The sequence below is a fragment of the Pseudonocardia sp. DSM 110487 genome, assembly GCF_019468565.1.
Lineage (GTDB): Bacteria > Actinomycetota > Actinomycetes > Mycobacteriales > Pseudonocardiaceae > Pseudonocardia.
The window spans coordinates 2,544,555-2,566,769 of sequence record NZ_CP080521.1 but is presented as its reverse complement, the minus strand read 5'-3'; the positions used below and the strand labels follow the sequence as shown (position 1 = coordinate 2,566,769).

Genomic DNA, 22,215 nt, shown 5'->3' with positions numbered 1-22,215 from the left:
GTACCCGCATGCAGGCACCACCTCAGCTGACGGGGATTCCCGGAAGTCGACCCCAACCCCCTGCGTCCGCCGGGGCTCGTAAGAGCCGATGAGACACGGCGCCGACCCAGGGGGACGACATGCTGATCGGCCGACGCCGCCGCAAGCCGCCGGCAGGGGCGACCGAGATCGCCGCCACGACCGGCCCGCCCCGAGCGGGGCTCGTCTCGGCGCTGCTGACCGCCGCGCTTCTCGTCGTCGGCCAGCCCGTGCCGTCGATGGCGTCGGCCGCAGAGCCGGCCGCGACCGCCGCGCCGCCGTCGCGTGCGGCGCCGAACCAACCGCCTCCGCCGGAGTTCGTACCGCCGCCGGAATGCCAGGCGCAGCACGCGGCACTGCTCGCGGTCAAGCAGCGGATCGATGCCCACAACGCGCGGCCGCACCTGTTCCGGCTGCCCGCGCAGGCTGCCCAGGCCGCGGCATACGACGCCGAAGCCGGACAGCTGAACTCGGCCCAGCAGACCGCGGTCGCAAACCTCGAGATCTGCCTGCAGAACGCCGCACGCACCCGGGCGCTCGCGGCACTCGCCGGTGCGGGACCCGACGGACCGCCGGTGCAGACCACCGCCCCCGACAACGTCCGCCGGCAGCTCGACGAGGCCAAGCGGAACGTGCGTCCCGGCTGGATGCCGCCGCCTGCTCCCGCCCCGGGAGACCGTTGGCAGGTCGACGCGAGCTCGCCGGTGAGACCGATGTACGACGTCCTCCGCAAGAGGAATCCCGGAGACATCGGGGACGTGCGGCTGCGCGGGGTGCCGCGTCCGCGGGCCGACGATCCCGACCCCGCCGACCCCGGGTCAACCGTGGGTCGACGCACTACCGGGAGCGTCAACGCATCGCCCGACCACATCATCTCGCTGGCCGAGCTGGTGCAGACGCCTGGCTTCACCCTGCTGAGCCCGGACAACATGTACGCGGTCGCCAACGCGCCGCTGAACCTGCAGTGGTTGTCCGGACGGGCCAACGTCGCGAAGAGTTCCCGCAGCGCCGCCGACATCCCATGGGCCGACGCGCAATGGAAGCGCGACCAGCGGGCGCTGGAGGACGAGGTGCGGGCTCAGCTGCGGGATCTCATCACCTTCCTGGTGTACAGCCAGGGAGAACGTTAGGAGGCGATATGAGCGAGCCCGACCTCGACAAGATCGTGGCCGATGCCGGGGACGGCCCGGTCGAATTCCCCGCGCCCGGCACCACCGGGCTGGCGCAGCTGCCGCCCGCATGGCGACCGATCGCGGAAGCAGCTCAGGACGCGGATCGCCGTGAGGCGGCGTTGACGTTGTGGAACCCGGAATTCCTCGCCGCTGTGCCGGCATTCGGCGGGGGCCTGACCGACAACCTCATCGACGTGCGGGTGTGCCGGTTGCGCGGCGACTGGGCGCTCGCCTACATCGCGGCGGCCCGTACCGGTGAGCAGATCACGTGGATCGGGTGGGATCCGGCGAGCTTCGGCGCGTCCCGTCCCGTCTTCTGGGAGACGCTTCCGGAACCGCTGCGCACGTTCCTCGTCGACGTGCACGCCGGATTCACCGCTCCCGACGGAGAGTCCTACGGGCTCACGCGCCCCGCCGGAATGCTCACCTATGCCGCGTGGGCCGGGTTCGACGGCCCGATCCCCGGCTGGGACGACGACGGCCGCATCCCGTCCACCGAGCTGATGTTCGTCACCCGGGACAGCGGCCTGCTGCACTACTGCGTATCGCCGGAACTCCCACAGGGAAGCGTCGCGCTCGTCTACGAGGGCGACATCGATGTCAAGGCCGACATCGGGCGCGAGCTCGACCAGCTCATGGCGGAAAGGTTCGATCTCGGATGACCACCCAGCCATGGCGGGAAATCGCACAGCAGGCACCATCGAGACTGCGCAACCGCATGGTCGCCGCCGCTGCCGTGCTGCTCATCGCCGTCGCAGGTGGCGGGGTATACCTCGGGCTCGGCAACACCGACGAGGCCCAGATCCGCCGTGTCGTCACCGACTTCGCCACCTCGGTCGAACGGCAGGACTATCCGGTGTTGCTCGATCTGCTCTGCACGGAGGAAGCCACCGGGATCACCGAGGACGACGACTACGACCCGGCTGCCCAACCGGTCGACGCCGCGGTGCCCGAATTCGACGTCACCGACGTCCGGATCACGCCCGACGGGCAGAGCGCCACGGCGCTCATCACCACACCCGGACGGGAACCGGGAACGCTCAGCCTGCGCCGGGAACGAGACCGCTGGACGGTCTGCGCTCCGAACTGACCCCGCCGCCGAGGAACGCCAGCAGGTGCTCGACCAGCAGGTCGGGCCGCTCCTCTGGCACGAAGTGCCCGCACCCCGCCAGCACCTCGCCCCGGACGTCGTCGGCGTACTCCTCCCAGACCTCCACCACGGGCAGACCCGCCGGCAGGCCTGCCTCGCCCCACAGCACCAGCAGCGGCGCCCGTAGCCGGTTGCCCCGCTCGGCGTCGGCGTCGTCGTGCGGGATGTCGTCGGGGAACGTGGCCCGGTAGTCGTCGAACCCGGCGCGCAACGCGCCCGGCCGGCGGAACGCGGTGACGTAGTGCTCGACGGCCTCCTCGACTCCCGAGCGGTCGACCGTCCAGCGCTCGAAGAACCACCGCAGGTACTCCTCGACGCGGTCGCCGACCAGGACCTCGGGCAGGTCGGGCTGCAGGTGGAAGAGCCAGTGCCAGTAGCCGCGGGCCACGGTCATGTCACGGCGGAACATCGCCCGCGTCGGGACGATGTCCAGCAGCACGAGCCGGTCGATCTCGTCAGGACGGTCGAGCGCCCACCGGTGCGCCACCCGGGCTCCCCTGTCGTGCCCGACCACGGCGACCCGCTCGAACCCCATGGCCCGGACGAGCCCGCTCACGTCGACGGCCATCGTGCGCTTGTCGTAGCCACCGACCGGCTTGTCGGTGAGGCCGTATCCGCGCAGGTCGGGGGCGATCACGGTGTGCCGCTCCGCGAGGCGCGGGATGACGTGCCGCCAGCAGTGCGAAGTCTGCGGCCAGCCGTGTAGCAGCACGACCGGCGGACCCGAGCCGGCGTGCTCGTAGTGGATCCGCAGCCCGTTGACGACCGCTACCTGCCCCATCCCGGCCTCCTAACCCTCTAAGATGGTTAGAAGCTAGCAGGAGGATGGCGGGATGCGACAGGACTGGATCTGGCACGGGGGTCGGCCGTGCCTCGACCTGGTCAACACCCTGCGGGAGCGCTGGTCGGCCACGCCGCGCGAGCTGCTCGCCGCGCCGGCCGACCTCGCGGAGTGGCTGCAGGCGGCCGAGCTGGTCGACCGCTCTCCGCAGGTGGACGCCGAGCTGCTGGCGCGGGCGCGCGAGCTGCGCGAGGCCCTCGACCGGGTGCTCCGCAACGATCGGCCGCGCCCCGAGGACGTCGCACTGGTCGACGGGTGGGGCCGCCGCGCCGTCCCACCACCGGCTCGGCTCCGGCTCGACGAGGCGGGCCGCGTGCACGCGGAGGTTCCTCATGGCGCCGACGGCGCGGAGCGCGCGCTGGCGCTCATCGCGGCCGACGCCGTCGCGCTGGTCGCCGCCAGTGCGGTCGCGCAGCAGGTGCGGGTCTGCGCGCACGAGCGGTGCGGGCTGCGGTTCCTCGACCGCTCACCCGGCCGCAACCGGCAGTGGTGCTCGATGCGCCGCTGCGGCAACCGGGCGAAGGCGAGCCGCCACCACGCCAGGCGGTCAGCTCTGGACTAGCCGCTCCAGCATCCGCTGGTACACGCCGTCGGCGGACCAGCGGTGGTGGCGCTTCCACAACGTCTGCCACGGGCCGAACTCGGCGGGCAGGTCCCGCCACGGGCACCCCGTGCGGTAACGCCAGAGGATGGCCTCGAGGGTCTGGCGGTGGTCCCGCGACGGCCGTCCCCTGCGCCCTGCGCTCGACGGGAGTTCTGGCTCGATGAGCTCCCACAGCTCGTCGCTGATCGCAGGGCCGCGCTCACCCTCGCCAACCGGGAGACGGGGCTCGGCATCGAAGACGTGCTCGATGGGGCGGCGCGGCTGCGGACACTCCCCGAGCGCGAGGAGCTGCTCGAACGTGATCGCGGCGGGCGGCAGGACAGCGCCCGCGCGCGGGCGGAGTCCGTCGAGGGTGATGGCCAGATGGCGCCGCCACGCGTCGGGAGCCACCTGTGCCGTGGCGGCGACCATCTGCTGCAACGAGTACATGATGACCATCAGGTCGGTCAGCTCGACGTCCGAGCGGATCGCACCCCGGCGTTGCGCGTCGCGGAAGAGGGTCTCGGCGAATCCGATCGCGCGCATGCACAGGTCGTTGAGCGCGGGCGACTGCGGCATCCCGCGCATGACCAGGTCCGCGAACGCCTGGTCGGTGGCGAACGCGGTACAGCTCTCCTCGAGCCAGCTCGTCAGCGCGTCCCACGGGTCGGGGATCCGCAGCACCCGCTCACGGATCCGCTCCAGCTCGCTGCCGTACTCCGCGAAGACCGCCTCGCACAGCGCCTCCCGCGTCGGGAAGTGCCGGTACAGAGTGGCGTTGCCCACACCGGCGCGGCGCGCGATCTCCCCGAGCGAGGCATCGAGGCCCTGCTCGCGCATCACCTCGCGGGCGGATTCGAGCAGGCGACGGCGGTTGCGCCGGGCGTCGCTGCGCAGGCCCGGGCGGGCGCCGGAGGGAGCAGACATCATCCGTGATTATATCAACAAAGCGTGGCAGCCCCTCCGATTCTGCGGGTACAGTGTCCGCAGTTCACCGGGGAATGACCCCCGCATCTGTCGGGCAGTGTCGCGCGGCAACACCTCCGGTATCGAGGGGCAAGTTCATGACCAAGTCGCTGGACGACGAGCTCGTGCGCGCGGATGCCGGCGCGGACGAGCGGCGCGCGGGCGACTCCCGCCCGGCCCCGCCGCGGAAGACCCCGGTGGGGGATCCGCTGCCGCCCGCTCCCGCCGCGACGGGGTGGGGTCTCCCGCTCGCCGTGCTGATCACGGGCATGTTCATGTCGGTGCTCGACCTCAGCATCGTGAACGTCGCGATCCCGTCGATCCGCAGGGACCTCGGCGCCAGCATCGAGAGCGTCCAGTGGATCAGCACCGCGTACAGCCTCACCGAGGGCGTCATGGTGCCCGCCAGTGCGTGGCTGGGTGCGCGGTTCGGGCTCAAGCGCCTCTACGTCGCGCTGATCGTGCTCTTCACGATCGCGTCGCTCCTGTGCGCCGTGTCCACCGGGCTGGGCGGGCTGATCGGGTTCCGGATCCTGCAGGCGATCCCGGGCGGCGTCCTCCCCGTCACCTGCATGACCATCCTGTTCCGCATCGTGCCCAAGGAGAAGCTCGGCGCCGCCATGGGCATGTACGGGCTGGGCATCGTCGTCGCGCCGGGCATCGGGCCCACGCTCGGCGGCTACCTCGTGGAGCACACCAACTGGCGAATGATCTTCCTGATCAACGTGCCGGTCGGCATCCTCGGCGCGATCGCGGCCGCCCTCTGGCTGACGAAGTTCCCGGCCGAGAAGAGCAAGCCCTTCGACTTCATTGGGTTCCTCTGCATCGCCGCCAGCCTGTTCTCCCTGCTGCTGGCGCTCGAGGAGGGCGACAATTGGGGCTGGACCGACTACCGCACCGTGATGCTGTTCATCGCCGCGGCCGTGTTCATGGCGCTCTTCATCGTGGTCGAGCTGCACGTCGAACACCCCGTGCTCGACGTGCGGATCTTCAAGTACTGGCCGTTCGTCAACTCGCTCATGCTGATCAGCGCGATGTCGATCGGCCTGTTCGCGGTGCTGTTCTACGTGCCGTCCTTCCTGCAGGACGCGCAGGGCTGGACACCGTTGAACACCGGCATAACCCTGCTGCCGCAGGCGCTCGCGATGATGCTGCTCATGCCGTTCGCAGGGGTGCTGTACGACAAGATCGGCGCTCGGATACCCGCCGTCGTCGGGCTGGCGCTGGTCGGGACCGGGATCCTGCTGCTGTCCCGGATCAACGTCGACATCACCCGCGGCGAGCTCATCCTCGGGATGGTCGTCATGGCCACCGGGATGGCACTGGGGATGATGCCGATCATGACCGGCGGCCTTTCGGTCCTCCCGCCCGAGGTCGCCGACAGCGGCAGCGCGTTCAACACCCTGGTACAGCGCGTGAGCGCGGCGCTCGGCCTCGCCATGATGACCGCGCTCGTCCAGGACAACAGCGCGCAGTACATGGCCGACCGGTCCACCCTGCTGGAAGCCGGATCGAGCCCACAGCTCACCGAGGTGCAGCAGCAGGGGCTCACCGGCGTGCTCCCGCTGTACGAGGAGGTGGCCGGGCAGGTCCAGGCCTCCGCCTACGGCAGCGGGTTCTTCATCGCCGGTTCGCTCACGCTGGTCGGCGTGTTCCTGGCGCTGTTCCTACGCTCCGGCAAGCCCTCAGACGGCGCAGACCGCCCCGTCGCCCACTGACGTTCCGACGAGCGGCGCGTTTGTCGGATAGGTTCCGACGAACGCGCCGTTCGTCGGAATCAGCAGACCGAGTCGGACGGCTTCGGGTTCGCCAGGCCGAAGAGGGGCCTTGCACGCAGGCCCACCCACGTGCCGGCCAGCGCCGCCAGGCCCCAGATCCAGCCGGACAGGCTGCCCGACGCGATGCCGGCCAGGTAGGCGCCGATGTTGCAGCCGCTCGCCAGCCGGGCGCCGATCCCCATGACGATCCCGCCGATCACGGCGGCCAGCGCCGTGCGCCACGGGATGGAGCGGTGCATCACCCAGGCGCCACCGGCGGTGGCCGCGACTGCCGCGCCGATCATGATCCCGATGTCGGTGAGCGAGGTCTTGTCGGCGAGCACCGGGCCGGCGAGTGACTTGGCCTGCGCGGGCTGCTGCCAGTAGGCCCACGTCTCGGGGTGCAGGCCGATCGCCTGCAACGCCTTGGCACCCCACAGCGCGAACGCGCTCGTGATCCCCCACGCGCCGCCCGAGACCACGAGCACGCCGGCCCCGAGCACGGCGAGCGTCACCGCGCCGACCCACATCGGCCACGAACCACGCAGGATCCGGGCCACGCCGCGCGCCGTGGGTGGCACGCCGGTGGGCGGCGGGTTGCGGCGGGCCTGCACGGCCCGGCTGATCGCGACGACGGCCAGCAGCGCCACGATCGTGACGGCCCACGACCCGAACCAGCCGATGTGCTCGGACAGCACGACGGCCGGCAACGCAGGCAGGTCGGCGACCAGCGGGTAGGCCCATGTGTAGAGCACCGAGCCCGCGATGAAACCGAAGAGCGTGAGCACGACGGTGCCCTGCCCGGACCCGACCGCGAACAGCGTGCCGGATGCGCACGCCCCGCCGAGCTGCATCCCGATCCCGAAGAGGAACGCGCCGAGCACGAGTCCCACCCCGAGCGACCCTGCCGACGGCGCGGGCTCCGAGCCGAACAGTCCGGTGCCCGTGCCGATGACCAGCGCGAACAGCGTGGCCGTCGTGCCGAGCAACACGGCGTGCGCGCGCAGGCCCGCCCCGTTGCCGACGGCCACGAGCTGGCGCCATGCCGAGGTGAAGCCGAAACGCGAGTGGAAGAGGGCGACACCGAGCCCGACGCCGAGCGCGAGCAGGACGGCCTGCCGGGCGCCGTGCGCCAGCCCGACGTACGTGATGAGCGCGGCGCCGAGCACACCGATCGAGGCGAGCGGGCGCCACTGCCCCGGCGCGGCGGGATCGGGGACGGGCGGGGCCGCGCAGGTGGGCGCGGGGGTGAGGAAGGAGCGAGCAGGGGCGGTGGTCGTCACGACGAAACCTCGGGTACGCAGGGGTGGGCCGGCGGGTCGTCAGGGTCGACAGGCCGCCGCGCGCTGCGTGCAGTGGTCGACGTGGCGCCGACGCGTGAGGATCACTTGCCTAGGCTAACTTCTCGCGCGGCTCACCGCACCGGCGCAGGGGTACTAGCCTGGATCGGTGAACCCGCTGGCGGCACAGCGATCGTTCGCCGCCTACGGCGCCTCCCACTGGATCGTCCTGATCGTCCTGGCCGTTGGCGTACTCGTCCTCGCCGTGCTGGGCTCCCGCTACCGGGGCACGCCCGCCGTCCGGACGGTCGGCCGTGTGCTCGCCCTCGTTCTGGTCGCCTTCCACGTTCCGATCCTGGTCTACGACCTGTCGCCTGCCCGGTTCGACATCGAGCACTCGCTCCCGTTCCAGATCTCGGACCTCGCCTGGATGGCGGCCGCCTACGCGCTGTGGTCCCAGCGGCACTGGGCCTACGCGCTGACCTACTACTGGGGACTCACGCTGGTCCCGCAGGCGCTCATCACGCCGGCCCTCGAGGGCCCGGAGGCACTGAGCATCGACTTCGTCAGCTTCTGGGGGCAGCACCTGCTCGTGGTATGGGCGGCCGTGTACCTGACCTGGTGGGCCGGGATGCGGCCGACCTGGCGCGGCTTCGCCATCGCCGCCGCGGTCACGGTCGCCTGGGGTCTCGCGATGCTGGCGTTCAACGAGGCCGCCGGCACCAACTACCTGTTCGTCAGCAGGAGGCCGGACAATCCCTCGCTCCTCGATCTCATGGGGGAATGGCCGTGGTACCTCGGTGTCGAACTCGTGGTCGGGCTCGGCGCGTGGGCGTTGCTGACCTGGCCGTGGACCCGGTCGGCCACTCACCGCAGCGCGACGTCGAGCTGATCCAGCAGGGCGAGCGCCTCCCCGTAGGAGAAGACGAGCAGGTGCGAGGCGGCCACGGCCCTGTCCGCGAGTGAGGCGAACGTGGGCTGCGCACGCAGCGCGGCGGTCGGCGGCGTGAGGGAGCCGTCGGCCTGGGCATCGAGCAGCACGAGGCCGGCGCCCGCGTAGCGGCCGAGCTCCTCGTACGACACCTCCTGGAAGATCCCGCTCACCTGCCCGACCGGCGGAACACCGAGGTCGGTGAGCACGACGCCGGGGCCCGACTCGGGCAGGAGGGCGTAGGCACCGCCGGGGATCCCGTAGAAGCCGATCCAACGCTCCCGCAGCGCCGCGGCACGCGTCGTGCGCAGCTCGGCGACCCGACCCAGGTAGCGCTCGCGGACAGCCGCAAGGCCGTCCTGCCGGCCCGCGGCAATGGCATCCGCCTCGGACAGTTCCTTCCAGCCCGCGCCGAGCCCGCGGGCCGCCAGCACGACGGTCGGGGCGAGCGCGGACAGACGGCCGTAGAGCGCGTCGTCGACTCCCTGAGGGCTGCCGAGTACGAGGTCGGGACGCAGCGCGGCGATCGCCTCGACGTCGGGAGCGGACTGGGTGCCGGTCCGCGCGACGGACGCGTACCACGCGGCGTGCTCGGCGACCGGCTGCCAGCCGTCGAGCACACCGATCGGCACGCAACCGACGTCCAGCATGCGCTGGATCTTGGACAGATCCAGGCAGACGACCCGTTCGGCGCGCTCGGGGACCGCGATCGGTCCGTGCGCGGAATCGACGGTCCGCTCTGACGCCGATGGTGGAGGCCCGGCACAGCCGGCGACGACCGCGCCGATTGCGTATCCCAGCAGCGTCCGACGTCGCAGCAAGGTCACGCTCCCACATTAGTTACCACAGGTCACTAAATTCCAGGCTTTCCATGATCGCTCCCGCAACTTAGGGTAGGCAACCCAGCATGAACCCCGGAGGTCACCCGTGGTCACGACGCACGCCGCCGGCATCAGCCGGCGCCGGTTGTTCGCCGGTTCGGCCGCCCTCGGCGCACTGCTGGGCCTTCCCGCCTGCGGCTCCGACGAGGCGGCCACGCCCGCGGCCCCGGCACCGGGCTGGAGCTTCACCGATGCGCGTGGGGTGAAGGTGGAACTCCCGCGGCGCCCCGAGCGGGTCGTCGCGTACGCGGGCGTAGCGGCGGTCCTCTGGGACTACGGCGTCCGCCCTGTCGGGATCTTCGGGCCGCAGCGCCGCGAGGACGGCTCCCCGGACAGCACAGTCGGCGGCATCGATCTGACCTCGGTCGGATCGGCCGGTGAGGGCTACGACGCCCTCGATTTCGAGGCGCTGGCCGCGTTCCGGCCCGACCTGGTCGTCACGGGCATGACCAGCCCGAACGTCATGTGGGTGATCGGGGACGACGCCGTCGACCGCGTCACGGGGATCGCGCCGCTCGTGGCGCTCGAGGGCTACGGCGCACCGGCCGAGCAGATCGTCGCGGGCTACGAGCGGTTCGCCCGGCTGCTCGGCGCCGACACCCACACCCCGGAGCTGATGAACGCCAGGGTGCGGCTCAACCAGGCCACCACCGCCGCGCGGACCGCCGTCGCGGCCAAGCCGAACCTGCGCGTCCTGGTGACCTACGCCGACTCCGAAGGCCTGTCGATCGCCCGGCCGAGCCAGTTCCCGGACCTGCTCAGCTTCCGCGCGCTCGGCCTGGACCTCGTGGAGCCCGACGGCGGCGAGCAGTACTACGAGACCCTGAGCTGGGAGCAGGCCGGCCGGTACCCGGCGGACCTCATCCTCCACGACACCCGCGCGTTCAGCCTGCAGCCCGACCAGCTCACCGCCTACCCCACCTGGATCGCACTGCCCGCGGTGCAGGCCGGCCAGGTCGGGAGGTGGAGCGCCGAGGCGCGCCTGTCCGCAGGCGGCTTCGCCGCCGTGCTCGAGGACCTCGCCGCAACGGTGACGGCCGCCCGGGACGACGTCGTCAGCTGACCGCCGGGCTCGCCGCTGCCTCGTGCCGTTGCTCGGGGATGCCGACGTGGCATCCGGGGCACTGCCACTGGACGTCCGCGGTACCGCCCCGCCGGACTTCCAGGGGCTCGCCGCACCCGCCGCACGTCCGAGGCTCGCCGGTCCACTCCGCCTGCAGCTCGGCGAGCAGTCGGCCGGCGAACGCCGTCCCGGTCATCGCGATCGTGCGCTCCCCTGCTCCGAGGAGCACCACCTGCTCGTCGACGACGACGATCCCGCCGTGACCGTGGTCGGATCTGATGACGGTGCCCGCCGCGGCGTCCTCGCGGGTTCGGGCGAACACGCGCACCCGCACCCCGCGATCGGCGGCGTGCCGCAGCGGCGCGTCGACCTCCCCCGGCCACGGCGCCCACATCCACACCGACCGCTGTGCCGCGGTGAGGCACCCTTCCAGGTCTCGCCCGTCGTCAACATCGGTCCGGAGCAGCTCGCGCACCTCGGTGAACGTCCGATCGTCGGCGGGCGGCTCCGCGGTGCCCAGCAACGCGGCGGCACTCCACGTCCGGACGTCACCGCGCTCGACGGCCGCCCGGAGCGGGCCGTCCACCCCGTCGGCTATGAGGTACAGCCGGTCCCGGGCCATGGTGATGCCTGCGCCGAGCGTGCGTGGCCCGTGATCTCCCGCTGCGAGATCGAAGACGACCGTCGAGAACTCGCGGCCGTGCAACGCCGGCAGGGGGCCGATCGCGACGCCACCGACCAGGCCGCGATCCCGGAGCGCGGCCAGCGTGACGTCCGCCTGCACGACGTCAGGGGCGACGATGCCGACCGGTCCGTCACGCAGATGCCGTTCCGCGAGCGCACGGGCCAGCACGGCACCGGCCGCCGACCACCTCCCGTCAACAGCCCCGGGGCGGGCCGCGGCGAGTTCCGGGATCGTGGAGACATCGATCAACACGATGTCGGTGTGCGGCTCGGCGGCATCAGGGGCGCTGCGCAGCCGCTCGTAGAGCGTCTCGTCGGCCAGCGTGCGCAGGCCGGCGCCGAACCGGGACTGGTGCGTGAGCGCCATGCAGCCCTCGCGGGCGTCGAGGTCGGCCGGAGCCTCGATCCCCAGGTGCGAGAAGCAGGTGGCCCGGACCCACCGCTGGAAGCCCGTGTCCGGGTCGTCCGGCACCGCGGGCCCGGACTGCAGGAAGTCGCCGAACACCACGGCCGTGGTCGTGGCCCGGCACAGCGCGAGCAGGACCTCGGCCAGCGGCGTGGCACCGGCCTCGTCGACGAGGACGGCGTCGAACGTGGCGTCGGCGAGCGCGGGGTGGACGCGGGACCGGGTGAGCGTCGTCGCGACGACCCGCGCCTCGCGGACGAGCCGCGCCTCGGCGTCGGCGCGCAGCTCCCGGGCCCGGTCGACCAGCTCGCGGTAGCGCGCGTCGAGCGCCGCCACCCCGTTCAGCCGGCCCACCAACTCCTGCAGGCGGGCATGCAGGCCGGGCAGCCCGCGCGCCTCGGTGTCGACGACGAGCCGGTGATCGTCCTCGGTGGGCTGCCCGCGCGCCTCGGCGGCGTCGATCTCGCCGCGGATCCTGAGAAGGAGCTCACGGACCTCCCGGAACCCCTCGTGGGCGGCTGCCACCAGGTCCTCGGCGTTCGCGGCACGCTGGTCGGCGTCGTCGACCTCGGACTGGGTGTGCTCACCGATCACGTCGCGCGCCCGCAACAGCACGTCCAGCCAGCGCCGCCGCCCCTCCGCCGCCGCGCCGGTGAAGCGTCGCAGCTCCGCCTCGGCGACCTCGACGAGGCGGCGGTGCTCCCGGCGCGCGCGCCGGCCCGGCGTCTCCGGCGCGGTGACCGTGTCGCGCTCCTCCTCGAGGGCTCGCTGCCGCTGCGCGAGCGCGGCGAGGCCCTCGACCGCGAGCCGGTGGTGTTCCAGCGCATCCCGCACCGGGGCCATCGCGGCTTGCGCGTCGAGCGCCTCCCGCAGCTCGGTGGCCGCGACGACGACCCCCCGCCGCGCCACGTCGGCCGCGGCCTCGGCGTCCCGCAGCCGTAGTCGGAGCTCCTCGAGGGCGCGACCGGCGACGATGCGGGCGACGGCGACGCGGTAGGCGGGCTCGTCGAAGTCGCCGAGATCGGCACGGAGCCGCTCGGCCTCGGGGGCGAGCGCCTCGATCGTCCGCAGCTCGGTGGCGACGGCGGCGCACTCCTCGTCCACCTCTCGGGACGCCTCGGCGGCAACGGGCCCCCACCCGATCCGGACAGCGGCCCCCTGCTCCAGTGACATTTGCTCGGTGACGGCATCCAGCAGCTCGTCGACCGTCGAGACGAGCAGCACCCGCTTGCCGTCGTGCACCAGCGCCTCGATCGCGCGCGCCAGCACCCGGGTCCTTCCGGTGCCCGGCGGAGCCCAGACCAGCCGGAGACCGGGACTCAGGCACGCGCGGAACGCCTCGACCTGCTCGTCGTCGAGCCCCTGTGCCTTCGCCTCCGAGGTGGGCTTCCCGGCCGGCCGCTTCTCGGCGAGTGCCTGCGCCAGTGGCGCAGGCCCGGCGGCGCGCAGCCCGTCGAGGAGCGAACCGACGACGGGTACTGCCTGCCCCCACAGGTGTGTGCCCTGCTCCGGCACGCCGTCCACCGACGGACGCACGACGAGCACCCCGGCCTCGTCGCGCAGCTCGTCGACCGGGTGGACCCGCTCGCGCTCGGGCCCCTGCGCGCCGGCGAGCCATGCGTCGAGGACGGCGACCCGCCGGTCACGCGCGTCCACCACGAGCCGGCCGTCGCCGTCGCCGTGCGCTACCGCCGTGCCGAGGTCGACCCACGTGGCGGTGCGGCCCGGCCCGCCCTCGACGGCGGCCCATCGCTCGACCGCCGCGACGACGTCCGTCGACCAATCCGCAGCCATCCGTCCCCCGTTCGTGCTCCCCTGATCGATTGAACCAGCGATCGTGCGTCACATGGAGCAATCGAGGTGAGTTGGCGCCCACCGGGCGGGGAAGCTGGGATCGGACCGTTAGCGACGGGACCTTCCCAAGCCGGATGTCCTGCACGAGTATCCGGATCATTCGATCCGCCCGGCGTGGGGAAGGACGACATCATGGGACGACAAGGACGTCGTGCTCAGTTCGCGGTGCTGCTGCTCATCGGGGCGGTCGCCATGGCCGCGTGCGGGATGCGCGGAGCGGGCGCGGGTGGCGGCGATGCGGCGGGCGGCGAGACCTTCACGATCAAGTTCTCGCACGTCGTCACCCCGGCGACCCCGAAGGGCCAGGCCGCGGTGAAGTTCAAGGAGATCGTCGAGCAGCGCTCGGGCGGCCGCATCACCGTCGAGGTCTACCCGAACTCCGAGCTCTACGGCGACAAGGACGAGCTGCAGGCCCTGCAGTCGAACAGCGTCCAGATGCTGGCGCCCGCCAGCGCCAAGTTCACGACGATCGCGCCGGCGCTGCAGGTGCTCGACCTGCCGTTCCTGTTCGACACGGTTGACGACATCCCCAATGTGGTCTCCCCCGACTCTGCGGCGGGCAAGGCGATCTACGAGAACGAGGCCCTCGCCGCCAACAACATCAAGGTGATGGGTCTCTGGGACAACGGCCTCAAGCAGCTCTCGTCGAACACCGAGATGCGCACGCCCGAGTCGCTGGCCGGCCTGAGCTTCCGCATCCAGCCGTCCGACGTGCTGCGCAGCCAGTTCGAGAGCTGGGGCGCCAGCTCCACCCCGATGGCGTTCTCCGAGGTCTACAACGCACTCCAGCAGGGCGTGGTCGACGGCCAGGAGAACCCGTACTCGAACATCGAGTCGCAGAACATGCACACGGTGCAGCGCCACATCACCGCCTCGAACCACGGCTACATCGGGTACGTGCTGGTGATCAACAACCAGTTCTTCGAGAGCCTGCCCGCCGATCTCCAGACCGTCGTCCAGGAGTCGGCCGACGAGGCCAGCACCTACAACCGTGAGGTCGCCGCGAAGCTGAACGAGGACGCCCGCACCACCATCGAGCAGGCGGGCACCACGACGATCACCGAACTGACCGCGGAGGAGCGCAAGGCGTTCAAGGACCGCGTGGTGCCGTCGGTCTGGCAGCAGTACGCGGACGTCATCGGGCCCGAGCTCGTCAACGACCTGCTCGCCCAGCAGAACGCCCAGTAGTGCAGCGCCCTTCGGTGCAGCGATTCGACCGGGTGCTGACGCGGATCGAGAACGTCCTCGCCGCGTCGGCCCTCGGCCTGGCGACGATCATCGCCATCGTCGCCGTCCTGCTCCGGTACCTCTTCGGGATCTTCCTGTTCTGGTCCGAGGAGGCGATCATCTATTTGATCATCTACTCGACCTTCCTCGGTGCCGTCATCACGCTGCGGCACAACGAGCACGTCAACGTCGACGTCTTCGGCGCCTTCCTGAAGGCGCGCGGCAAGCGCGCTTTCGCCGTCCTCGCCGCCGCCATCACCGTCGTGTACCTCGTGTGCATCGGCTTCTTCGCGTGGCTGCTGCTGTTCGAGCCGTTCTCCACCTCGACGATCACGCCATCGCTCAAGCTGCCGCTGTGGGTGGTGGAGGCGGCGGTGCCCATCGGCCTGACGCTGATGCTCCTGCGCGCGCTGGAGATCCTCGTGCGCAACGCGCGCGGTGTCGACGCCTTCGCCGAGGCGCGCCGCTCGCTCCTCGAGATCGAGGCGGAGGCCTCGGGCACCGACGTCCGTGACGTCGAGCGGACCCGCCGCGAGATCGGCGACGACCCCGAGGAGAACGACCGGTGACGGAGGCCTCGATCGCGCTGGTCGTCATCCTCTTCGCGCTGCTGTTCTCCTCCACCCCGATCGCAGTGGCGCTGGGCCTGACGTCGTTCGCCTACTTCTTCTACTTCACGACGATCCCCCTCACCCAGGTGCCGGAGCGCCTGTTCAACTCCCTGAACACGTTCCCGCTGATGGCGATCCCCTTCTTCGTGCTCGCCGCGAGCATCATGAGCCGCGGCGGGATCAGCAGGCGGCTCATCACCGCGTGCAACGCGGTGGTCGGCCACTTCCGCGGCGGCCTGGCGATGACCGGCGTGCTGGCGTGCATGTTCTTCGCCGCCATCTCCGGGTCCAGCCCGGCCACGGTGGTCGCCGTCGGCACGCTGATCATCCCGGCGATGATCGCGAGCGGTTACCCGAAGCGGTTCTCGACCGGCCTGATCGCGACGTCCGGCTCGCTCGGCATCCTCATCCCGCCGTCGATCCCGATGATCGTCTACGGGATCGCGACGGAGGAGTCGATCGGCGACCTGTTCGTCGCCGGCATCCTCCCCGGCCTCCTCGCCGGCTTCATGCTGCTCGGCCTGGTGTTCGTGATCTCCCGCCGACAGGGCTACGGCACCGGCGAACACGCCATCGACATGACGACGGCCGAGAAGCTCCGTGCCCTCCGGGACGCGGTGCTGAGCCTCGCCCTTCCGGCACTCGTGCTCGGCGGGATCTACGGCGGCGTGTTCACCCCGACCGAGGCGGCCGCCATGGCCGTGTTCTACGCGGTCATCGTGTCCGTCTTCGTCTACAAGGAGCTGGACCTCAAGGACCTCGGCGGGATCCTCCTCTCGTCGTCCCGCACCTCCGCGATGATCATGTTCATCATCGCCAACGGGATCCTGTTCTCGTTCGTGCTCACCTCGGAGCGGATCCCGGGTGAGATCACCGAGCTGCTGCTGGGCTACGAGCTCGACAAGTGGACGTTCCTGCTGCTCGTCAACGTCATCCTGCTGGTGGCCGGGTGCTTCATGGAGACGTCCAGCGCGATCCTCATCATCGCCCCGATCCTGCTGCCGATCGCTCTCGAGCTCGGCGTCGACCCGATCCACCTCGGGATCATCATGGTGATGAACCTGGAGATCGGCATGGTCACGCCGCCATTGGGCCTGAACCTGTTCGTGGCCAGCGGGATGTCGGGAATGACCGTGCTGCAGGTCGCGCGGGCGGCGATACCGACGGCCATCGTGCTGCTTGCCGCGCTGTTCCTGGTGACCTACGTCCCGGCGATCTCGCTCGCGCTGCTCGGGGGCGGGTAGCCGTTCGAGGACGGTGGTAGCCGACGCCGGGCCGGTCAGTCCGGCTCGGCGTCTCCGAGGTCGAAGATCCGGTCGAAATCGCCGCCGAACACGTTCAGCACGACCTCGCAGTCGCAGTAGCCGCCGTTCTCCTCCAGCTCGCGTCGCAACGGCGGCCAGTCGACCCCGGCACGCTGGGCCCATTCCCGGGCGGCGCTCAGCGTGCCGTCACAAGAACGCCGCCGCTCCTGGACCGCATCGGCCAGCGCGGCCTGCTGGTCCAGCGAGAGGCTCAGCTCCGGGCCGTCCGGCTCGAGGTCGTCCAGGTCGTCGTTCTCGTGCCATGGCAGGTCGTCGAAGAGGTTCGTCATGGCGCCGACGGTGCCCCGGCGCACCGACGGTGCCGGGCGAGCGGACCGGAGTTGTCCACAAGTCGTCATGGCATACCCCGACTGAGGGATGTCTCAGGATCATGGATAGCCTGATCGAGTGAAGATCAGGACCGGGGTCATCGCAGTCGCCGTCACGCTCTGCGGGTTGATCGCCTCGCCGGCCGCGGCCGCCGAACCCCAGGTGGCAGGCCGTTACGAGGTGGATCCGGCCCGCGGTGACGACGTCGCGGGGACCGGCTCGGCCGGACGCCCGTTCCGAACCATCAACAAGGCGTTGGCGCTCGCCCAGACGGGTGAGTCCGTCCTCCTGCGCCCGGGCACGTACGCCGAGGACGTGAAGACCGTGCGTCCCGGTGTGACGGTGTCCGGCCCGCGCAGTGCCGTCCTCCAGGGGGCCGGCGCCGCCCGGGTGTTCCAGGTCCACCACGACGACACGACGCTGCGAGGCTTCACGATCGACGGCAAGGTCTGCGCGGACCTCGTCGAGGCGTGCTATCGCGACAAGGGGATCTACGTCGTCAGCACGGTTGCGAATGACGGGGTCAGCGGGACGAAGATCACCGGCATGCGCCTGTCGAACCTCGGCGGCGAGTGCATCCGGATGAAGTACTTCGCCACCCGCAGTGCCATCGAGGGCAACCAGATCGGCCCGTGCGGGGTGCACGACTTCGCCGTCCCGAACACCACCACCGGCCAGAACGGTGAGGGCATCTACATCGGCACGGCGCCGGAGCAACTCGCCAACAACCCTTCTCCGGAACCGGACCTGTCCAACGACAACCGGATCGCGCGCAACGTGATCGACACCAATGGCGCGGAGTGCGTCGACATCAAGGAAGCCGCGCGCGACAACGTGGTGGAGTTCAACACCTGCACCGGCCAGCTCCCCCGCAACGGGAACTCGGGAGCGATGGAGTCCCGCGGGCCGTCCAACACCTTCCGGTTCAACCACATCCACCACAACGCCGCGGCCGGCATCCGCATCGGCGGCGACCTGCCCGGCGACGCGGTGGACAACGACATCCACAACAACGTGATCACCGACAACGCCCGCGGCGGCATCAAGGTCCAGGAGTTCGGGCCGCACGGGAAGATCTGCGGCAACGTGATGACCGCCAACGAGGGCGGCAACGCCGTCGGCGACTTCAAGGACCAGATCGGCGACCCGACGGCGATCTGCCTGCCCCTGTAGCCGGCCGGGTCCGGCTCCGGGCCGCTGTGCTCAGGTGGGCTGTGCGCCCGTGGGCAACCTGGCGAAGGCGCGAACGGGGATGGTGCCCATCCCTTCGATGCGGAGGGGGACGGCGGTGAAGCGGACGCCGGTGGGCGCAGTTGGTCGAGACCGGTCAGCCGTGCGACCACCGCCGGTAGGTCGACGGTCCGGGCCAGCGGGATGGCGGTGAGGTCGGCGTAGCGGTGGAAAGGCGCCTCGACGGAGCTGCCCGCCACGTCCCCTTGTGCGGTTCAGCGAAGATCGTGACCTGGCTGAGCCGGACGGACTCCGTCATCAGCAAGCCGAGTGAAGCGACGAACAGCGCGGCGATCTCGGCCTCGTCGACATCGGCCGACGGGACGTCGACCCGAAAGCCGTGAACCGTCAGGTCACCGCCGTTGCTGAAGGTGATGACGGCGTCGAAGGAGGCGCGGTACTCCGGCACGGGGCTCCCTGTCGTCGTGGCGGAAGTGGGCCGGTCCGGGCGGCGAGCTGGGCCGTCAGATCGTCAGGTCGAGCCGGACCGTGACCTTGTCGCCTGCGTCGAAGCCTTCCCTTTCCCGCACCGACTTCTTGACCGGCAGCAGGTAGCTGCCGCTGGCCTTCTCCGGGAACACCGACGTCGCCCACACCGTCTCGCCAATACGGACGTGCACCCGCACCGAGCCGAACCCCGCTGGCTCGCCCGCGACGTCCCGGACCTCGTCGGCGACCTCAACGGGCAGCCGCAGGAAGCGCCACGACGGCCCGTCCTCGTCCCAGGCGAAGACGTCTGCGGTGAAGGTCCACTCCATGGACAGCAACAGTAGGCGGCTGATCTACGGCGGAGCCTGGCGCACCCGTGCGGTGACGAGCCAAGCGGCGGATCCGAAGGTGACGCCCTGCGCCGCGTGGTGTGCGCGCATGGTGCGGTGGAGGGCGTCCACCGCGCTGGCCCGGGCCACGTCGTCGAGCCCGTCGAGCATCCAGTGCATGAGGCCGGAGACGAACCGGTGGGCGTCGTCGGGGTCGAGCCCGAAGCACATCTGTTCCTCCAACCCGGACACCCACACGTCGTCGAACCCCGCCGACGACAGGAGGGCGTGCACGCGGTCGGGGTCGGCCATCGAGAACGGGCCCGGCGCGCCGGGTGGGGGCGCCGGAAGTTCCCGGCCGGCGGCGAGCGCGCCCATGATCTCGACGACCCACTCGTTGCGCGGGAACGATTGCCAGACGAGCAGCACGAGCCGTCCGCCGGGACGCAATGCCCGCGCGATATTCGTGAACGCGGCGTGCGGGTCGCCGAAGAACATCGCCCCCGTCCGGCTGATCGCGACGTCGAACGCAACCTCACCGAAGGGGTGGATCTGCGCGTCGGCCTGCTCGAACGACACGTTCGTCGACCCCTCGCGCTCCGCCGCTCTGCGCGCGACCTCCAGCATCGCCGAGGACAGGTCGACGCCGAGCACCGAACCGGCGCTCGCACGGCGGGCGGCTGCGCGGGTGCTCCCACCGGTGCCGCATCCGATGTCCAGGACGTGATCCGTGGGCGCGATGGCCGCGGCCTCGAAGAACGGCCCGTCGTAATCCCTGAGCGCCTGCTCGAACCGCTCGGCGTGGGCCGCCCAGTAGGCCCCCTCGGACCCGTCCCACGCCCGCAGTTGCTCGGCGTTCGCGGGGTCGACCTGGCGCGTGCTGACCATGACACGCCTCCCTATACTCCCAATGGGACGATCCGTAGATACTCCCAAGGGGATGATGTGTCAAGGGGCCCGCTCACGACGACGTCCTTCGCGATCCTCGGGTTGCTCGCGGTGCAACCGTGGAGCACCTACGAGCTGACCCGGCAGATGGACCGCAGCCTTGGCCGGCTCTGGCCGCGTGCGCAGAGCAAGCTCTACGAAGAGCCGAAGAAGCTGGTCGACCACGGGCTGGCGGAGGCGACGACCGAACGCGTCGGCAGGCGGCCGCGGACCGTCTACTCGATCACGCCGGCCGGGAGGCAGGCACTGGCGGAATGGCTGCGGTCACCGGGCGCCGGGCCGGTGCTCGAGTTCGAGCAGCTGCTCAAGATCTCCTTCGCGGAGCACGGGACGAAGGCCGACGCACTCGCCACGATCGCGGCCGCGAACGAATGGGCCAAGGAGCGCAACGAGGAGAACCTCGCCACCGGCCGGGCCTACCTCGAGGGCCGCGGGCCGTTCCAGTACCGGGCGGCGCAGAACATGCTCGCGGGGGCATTTCTCACGGAGTTCTACCGAATGGTGGCGCAGTGGGCCGAGTGGGCGGCCGGCCAGGTCGAGCAGTGGCCCGACGATCCGGCGCAGGCGGTGCCCGACCAGGCGGCGTTCGAACAGATCGTGCGGCGGGCGGAGTGGTGACGCGTAGGTGCGACATGTGCACCCGCGCGGTACACCGACGGCGAACCGCCTCGTAGCGTTGTGCGATGTCCCGACCTGGATCGCCCATGGACGAGCCCGCGGGGGCTGAGCAACTGACGCAGTTCGAGGCCCAGCTCGCCGGCATGGGGCCGGCCGACATGCAAGCGCTCCTGAACCGCCTGGCCGGCGGCTTCGGTGGGGCCGACGCCCTCGAGCGGACGGGCCCATCCCGCCGGCGTGAGCCCCGTGCTGATGTCGTCACCTACCGCGTCCGCGTCGAACTGACCGGCACCACGCCGCCGCTGTGGCGCCGCCTCGAGCTCGCCTCCGACATGCGCCTCGACGAGCTGCACGACGTCCTGCAGATCGCATTCGGCTGGACGGACAGCCACCTGCACCGGTTCAGCGCGGGCGAGCTCTACCTCTGCCCGTTCGAGGTCGAGGAAGGCGAGGAGGGCATCCCCGAGAGCGAGGTCCGCCTCGACGAGGTGCTCGCCGACGTCGACGACGAGCTCTTCTACGTCTACGACTTCGGGGACGACTGGGAGCACACCCTGCGGCTCGAAGCCGTACTGCCCCGTGCCGACGGCGCACCGCGGGCGATCTGCAGCGGCGGGCGACGACCCGGCCCGCCGGAGGACTGCGGTGGCGTCACCGGCTACGAGCTGTTCAGCGCGGCGACCGACCCGACCCGCCCGGACCAATCCGATGCGCGGGCCGAGATCGCCCGCATCTACGGACCCGAGGTCGAACCCGACGGTGTCGCACCGACACCCTTCGCCATCGACGAGATTAACAAAGAGCTGGCGGGTCTCCCACCGCAGTCGGTGGGCGGCCTGCCCGAGCCGCTCGCGGAGCTCGTACGCACGCTGCGGGACACCGGGGAGCAGATCCGGCTGCGCAAGCTCATTAGCGACGCCACGCTCGACCAACCCACGGAGATCGACGCGGACACCGCCGCACGCATGGTTCGCCCGTACACGTGGCTGCTCGACCGGGTCGGCGACGAGGGCATCACACTCACCGGGGCGGGCTACCTCCCACCGGTGCACGTGGAAGCCGCGGCGGCCGAGCTCGGGCTGGCGGACGAGTGGATCGGCAAGCACAACCGCGAGAGCCACACGATGCCGGTGCTCGACCTGCGGGAGTCCGCGCAGAAGATGGGGCTCCTCCGCAAGCACCGCGGGAAGTTGCTGCTCACCACCCGCGGACGCCGGCTGCGCACCGACCCCGTCGAGTTGTGGTGGCACGTCGCAGAACGGACTCCCCCCGAGTCCCGCGATCGCTGCGAAACCCAGGCGGGCATGATCCTGCTGATCGGCGTCGCGGCCGGTTTGACGGAGGACGTCAACGCCATCATCGCCCGGTCGCTGCACGCCATCGGCTGGATGAGGGGTGATGGCAGCCCGATCACCGGTAGCGACGCCGGCCACGCTGCATGGGCCACCAGGAGCATGCTCCGGCGGCTGGACGCGCTGACCGGCGACTCGTACCGGCGAGACGAGCGTCCGACACCCCACGGGATCACCTTCGCGCGCGCCGCCCTCCGCACCTGGCCCGCGACTACGAACGCGACCCCGCCGTGTCCGAGGCCATGATCCGC

The 22,215-nt window shown here is 71.1% G+C and carries 22 protein-coding genes and 1 pseudogene; 13 read left to right on the top strand and 10 right to left on the bottom strand.

Translation table 11 applies throughout. The features are described from left to right. Nucleotides 1-119 precede the first annotated feature (119 nt). From K1T35_RS11700 to K1T35_RS11690, 3 genes are read left to right on the top strand one after another with little or no spacing between them, the layout of a single operon-like run. Nucleotides 120-1,148: a hypothetical protein gene (locus K1T35_RS11700; protein ID WP_220260188.1), complete on the top strand. Its 1,029-nt coding sequence runs from the start codon at nucleotides 120-122 to the stop codon at nucleotides 1,146-1,148. 8 nt (nucleotides 1,149-1,156) lie between these two features. Then, nucleotides 1,157-1,852, top strand: a complete 696-nt coding sequence (locus K1T35_RS11695) for a hypothetical protein (protein ID WP_220260187.1) — start codon at nucleotides 1,157-1,159, stop codon at nucleotides 1,850-1,852. Further along, nucleotides 1,849-2,280, top strand: a complete 432-nt coding sequence (locus tag K1T35_RS11690; RefSeq protein ID WP_220260186.1) for a hypothetical protein — start codon at nucleotides 1,849-1,851, stop codon at nucleotides 2,278-2,280. Before K1T35_RS11695 ends, K1T35_RS11690 begins: the two co-directional genes overlap by 4 nt. Here the strand turns inward: K1T35_RS11690 and K1T35_RS11685 are convergent. Next, nucleotides 2,231-3,121, bottom strand: a complete 891-nt coding sequence (locus tag K1T35_RS11685; protein ID WP_220260185.1) for an alpha/beta fold hydrolase — start codon at nucleotides 3,119-3,121, stop codon at nucleotides 2,231-2,233. The genes K1T35_RS11690 and K1T35_RS11685 overlap by 50 nt on opposite strands. A 52-nt stretch (nucleotides 3,122-3,173) precedes the next feature. On the opposite strand from K1T35_RS11685, the gene K1T35_RS11680 reads away from it, so the two are divergent. Beyond that, nucleotides 3,174-3,743 (top strand): ABATE domain-containing protein, encoded by a 570-nt coding sequence (locus K1T35_RS11680; protein ID WP_220260184.1) that lies wholly within the window; start codon nucleotides 3,174-3,176, stop codon nucleotides 3,741-3,743. Here K1T35_RS11680 and K1T35_RS48800 read toward each other — a convergent pair. Together K1T35_RS48800 and K1T35_RS49750 are read right to left on the bottom strand one after the other, a co-directional pair. Beyond that, nucleotides 3,729-3,971, bottom strand: coding sequence for a transposase (locus tag K1T35_RS48800; RefSeq protein ID WP_255622581.1), 243 nt, complete (start codon nucleotides 3,969-3,971; stop codon nucleotides 3,729-3,731). The genes K1T35_RS11680 and K1T35_RS48800 overlap by 15 nt on opposite strands. Nucleotides 3,972-4,130: 159 nt before the next feature. Beyond that, nucleotides 4,131-4,691, bottom strand: a pseudogene (locus K1T35_RS49750) (TetR/AcrR family transcriptional regulator); the annotation flags it as partial. A gap of 137 nt (nucleotides 4,692-4,828) precedes the next feature. On the opposite strand from K1T35_RS49750, the gene K1T35_RS11670 reads away from it, so the two are divergent. After that, complete coding sequence (locus K1T35_RS11670) at nucleotides 4,829-6,448, top strand: MDR family MFS transporter (RefSeq protein WP_220260182.1); 1,620 nt, start codon at nucleotides 4,829-4,831, stop codon at nucleotides 6,446-6,448. 59 nt (nucleotides 6,449-6,507) lie between these two features. Here K1T35_RS11670 and K1T35_RS11665 read toward each other — a convergent pair whose 3' ends face one another. Continuing rightward, entirely contained in the window at nucleotides 6,508-7,770 is a 1,263-nt protein-coding gene (locus tag K1T35_RS11665; protein ID WP_220260181.1) for a YeeE/YedE family protein, read from the bottom strand. Between the two features lie 166 nt (nucleotides 7,771-7,936). On the opposite strand from K1T35_RS11665, the gene K1T35_RS11660 reads away from it, so the two are divergent. Further along, nucleotides 7,937-8,659, top strand: a complete 723-nt coding sequence (locus K1T35_RS11660) for a TIGR02206 family membrane protein (protein WP_220260180.1) — start codon at nucleotides 7,937-7,939, stop codon at nucleotides 8,657-8,659. Here the strand turns inward: K1T35_RS11660 and K1T35_RS11655 are convergent. Beyond that, nucleotides 8,635-9,525, bottom strand: coding sequence for an ABC transporter substrate-binding protein (locus tag K1T35_RS11655; protein ID WP_220260179.1), 891 nt, complete (start codon nucleotides 9,523-9,525; stop codon nucleotides 8,635-8,637). The two genes, K1T35_RS11660 and K1T35_RS11655, sit on opposite strands and share 25 nt — an antisense overlap. 100 nt (nucleotides 9,526-9,625) lie before the next feature. Here K1T35_RS11655 and K1T35_RS11650 point away from each other — a divergent pair, with 100 nt between their 5' ends. After that, a complete protein-coding gene (locus K1T35_RS11650) occupies nucleotides 9,626-10,642 on the top strand; it encodes an ABC transporter substrate-binding protein (protein ID WP_220260178.1) in 1,017 nt (338 codons plus the stop codon). Here the strand turns inward: K1T35_RS11650 and K1T35_RS11645 are convergent. After that, nucleotides 10,635-13,526: an AAA domain-containing protein gene (locus K1T35_RS11645; RefSeq protein ID WP_220260177.1), complete on the bottom strand. Its 2,892-nt coding sequence runs from the start codon at nucleotides 13,524-13,526 to the stop codon at nucleotides 10,635-10,637. The two genes, K1T35_RS11650 and K1T35_RS11645, sit on opposite strands and share 8 nt — an antisense overlap. Nucleotides 13,527-13,718: 192 nt before the next feature. Between K1T35_RS11645 and K1T35_RS11640 the strand changes: the two genes are divergently transcribed. From K1T35_RS11640 to K1T35_RS11630, 3 genes are read left to right on the top strand one after another with little or no spacing between them, the layout of a single operon-like run. After that, nucleotides 13,719-14,774: a DctP family TRAP transporter solute-binding subunit gene (locus K1T35_RS11640; RefSeq protein WP_220260176.1), complete on the top strand. Its 1,056-nt coding sequence runs from the start codon at nucleotides 13,719-13,721 to the stop codon at nucleotides 14,772-14,774. A gap of 14 nt (nucleotides 14,775-14,788) precedes the next feature. Next, nucleotides 14,789-15,382, top strand: coding sequence for a TRAP transporter small permease (locus tag K1T35_RS11635; protein WP_220260175.1), 594 nt, complete (start codon nucleotides 14,789-14,791; stop codon nucleotides 15,380-15,382). Beyond that, a complete protein-coding gene (locus K1T35_RS11630; RefSeq protein WP_255621783.1) occupies nucleotides 15,379-16,668 on the top strand; it encodes a TRAP transporter large permease in 1,290 nt (429 codons plus the stop codon). Before K1T35_RS11635 ends, K1T35_RS11630 begins: the two co-directional genes overlap by 4 nt. A 35-nt stretch (nucleotides 16,669-16,703) precedes the next feature. Here the strand turns inward: K1T35_RS11630 and K1T35_RS11625 are convergent, their stop codons facing one another. Continuing rightward, nucleotides 16,704-17,018 (bottom strand): DUF2695 domain-containing protein, encoded by a 315-nt coding sequence (locus K1T35_RS11625; RefSeq protein ID WP_220260174.1) that lies wholly within the window; start codon nucleotides 17,016-17,018, stop codon nucleotides 16,704-16,706. A 118-nt stretch (nucleotides 17,019-17,136) separates the two neighbouring features. Here K1T35_RS11625 and K1T35_RS11620 point away from each other — a divergent pair, with 118 nt between their 5' ends. After that, a complete protein-coding gene (locus tag K1T35_RS11620; protein ID WP_220260173.1) occupies nucleotides 17,137-18,231 on the top strand; it encodes a right-handed parallel beta-helix repeat-containing protein in 1,095 nt (364 codons plus the stop codon). A 154-nt stretch (nucleotides 18,232-18,385) separates the two neighbouring features. Here K1T35_RS11620 and K1T35_RS11615 read toward each other — a convergent pair whose 3' ends face one another. From K1T35_RS11615 to K1T35_RS11605, 3 genes are read right to left on the bottom strand one after another with little or no spacing between them, the layout of a single operon-like run. After that, nucleotides 18,386-18,697: a hypothetical protein gene (locus K1T35_RS11615; protein WP_220260172.1), complete on the bottom strand. Its 312-nt coding sequence runs from the start codon at nucleotides 18,695-18,697 to the stop codon at nucleotides 18,386-18,388. Nucleotides 18,698-18,752: 55 nt separating this feature from the next. Next, nucleotides 18,753-19,046, bottom strand: coding sequence for a DUF1905 domain-containing protein (locus K1T35_RS11610; RefSeq protein WP_220260171.1), 294 nt, complete (start codon nucleotides 19,044-19,046; stop codon nucleotides 18,753-18,755). Between the two features lie 24 nt (nucleotides 19,047-19,070). Further along, on the bottom strand, nucleotides 19,071-19,934 hold the full coding sequence (locus K1T35_RS11605; protein ID WP_220260170.1) for a class I SAM-dependent methyltransferase: 864 nt from the start codon (nucleotides 19,932-19,934) through the stop codon (nucleotides 19,071-19,073). A 57-nt stretch (nucleotides 19,935-19,991) separates the two neighbouring features. On the opposite strand from K1T35_RS11605, the gene K1T35_RS11600 reads away from it, so the two are divergent. Continuing rightward, nucleotides 19,992-20,612, top strand: coding sequence for a PadR family transcriptional regulator (locus K1T35_RS11600; RefSeq protein ID WP_220260169.1), 621 nt, complete (start codon nucleotides 19,992-19,994; stop codon nucleotides 20,610-20,612). 65 nt (nucleotides 20,613-20,677) lie between these two features. Then, entirely contained in the window at nucleotides 20,678-22,210 is a 1,533-nt protein-coding gene (locus K1T35_RS11595) for a plasmid pRiA4b ORF-3 family protein (protein ID WP_220260168.1), read from the top strand. Nucleotides 22,211-22,215 lie beyond the last annotated feature (5 nt).

Coding starts and splice junctions, on each gene's coding strand:
- K1T35_RS11700 (WP_220260188.1), top strand. CDS start 120: ATGCTGATCGGCCGACGCCGCCGCAAGCCGCCGGCAGGGGCGACCGAG.
- K1T35_RS11695 (WP_220260187.1), top strand. CDS start 1,157: ATGAGCGAGCCCGACCTCGACAAGATCGTGGCCGATGCCGGGGACGGC.
- K1T35_RS11690 (WP_220260186.1), top strand. CDS start 1,849: ATGACCACCCAGCCATGGCGGGAAATCGCACAGCAGGCACCATCGAGA.
- K1T35_RS11685 (WP_220260185.1), bottom strand. CDS start 3,121: ATGGGGCAGGTAGCGGTCGTCAACGGGCTGCGGATCCACTACGAGCAC.
- K1T35_RS11680 (WP_220260184.1), top strand. CDS start 3,174: ATGCGACAGGACTGGATCTGGCACGGGGGTCGGCCGTGCCTCGACCTG.
- K1T35_RS11670 (WP_220260182.1), top strand. CDS start 4,829: ATGACCAAGTCGCTGGACGACGAGCTCGTGCGCGCGGATGCCGGCGCG.
- K1T35_RS11645 (WP_220260177.1), bottom strand. CDS start 13,526: ATGGCTGCGGATTGGTCGACGGACGTCGTCGCGGCGGTCGAGCGATGG.
- K1T35_RS11640 (WP_220260176.1), top strand. CDS start 13,719: ATGGGACGACAAGGACGTCGTGCTCAGTTCGCGGTGCTGCTGCTCATC.
- K1T35_RS11625 (WP_220260174.1), bottom strand. CDS start 17,018: ATGACGAACCTCTTCGACGACCTGCCATGGCACGAGAACGACGACCTG.
- K1T35_RS11610 (WP_220260171.1), bottom strand. CDS start 19,046: ATGGAGTGGACCTTCACCGCAGACGTCTTCGCCTGGGACGAGGACGGG.
- K1T35_RS11605 (WP_220260170.1), bottom strand. CDS start 19,934: ATGGTCAGCACGCGCCAGGTCGACCCCGCGAACGCCGAGCAACTGCGG.
- K1T35_RS11595 (WP_220260168.1), top strand. CDS start 20,678: ATGTCCCGACCTGGATCGCCCATGGACGAGCCCGCGGGGGCTGAGCAA.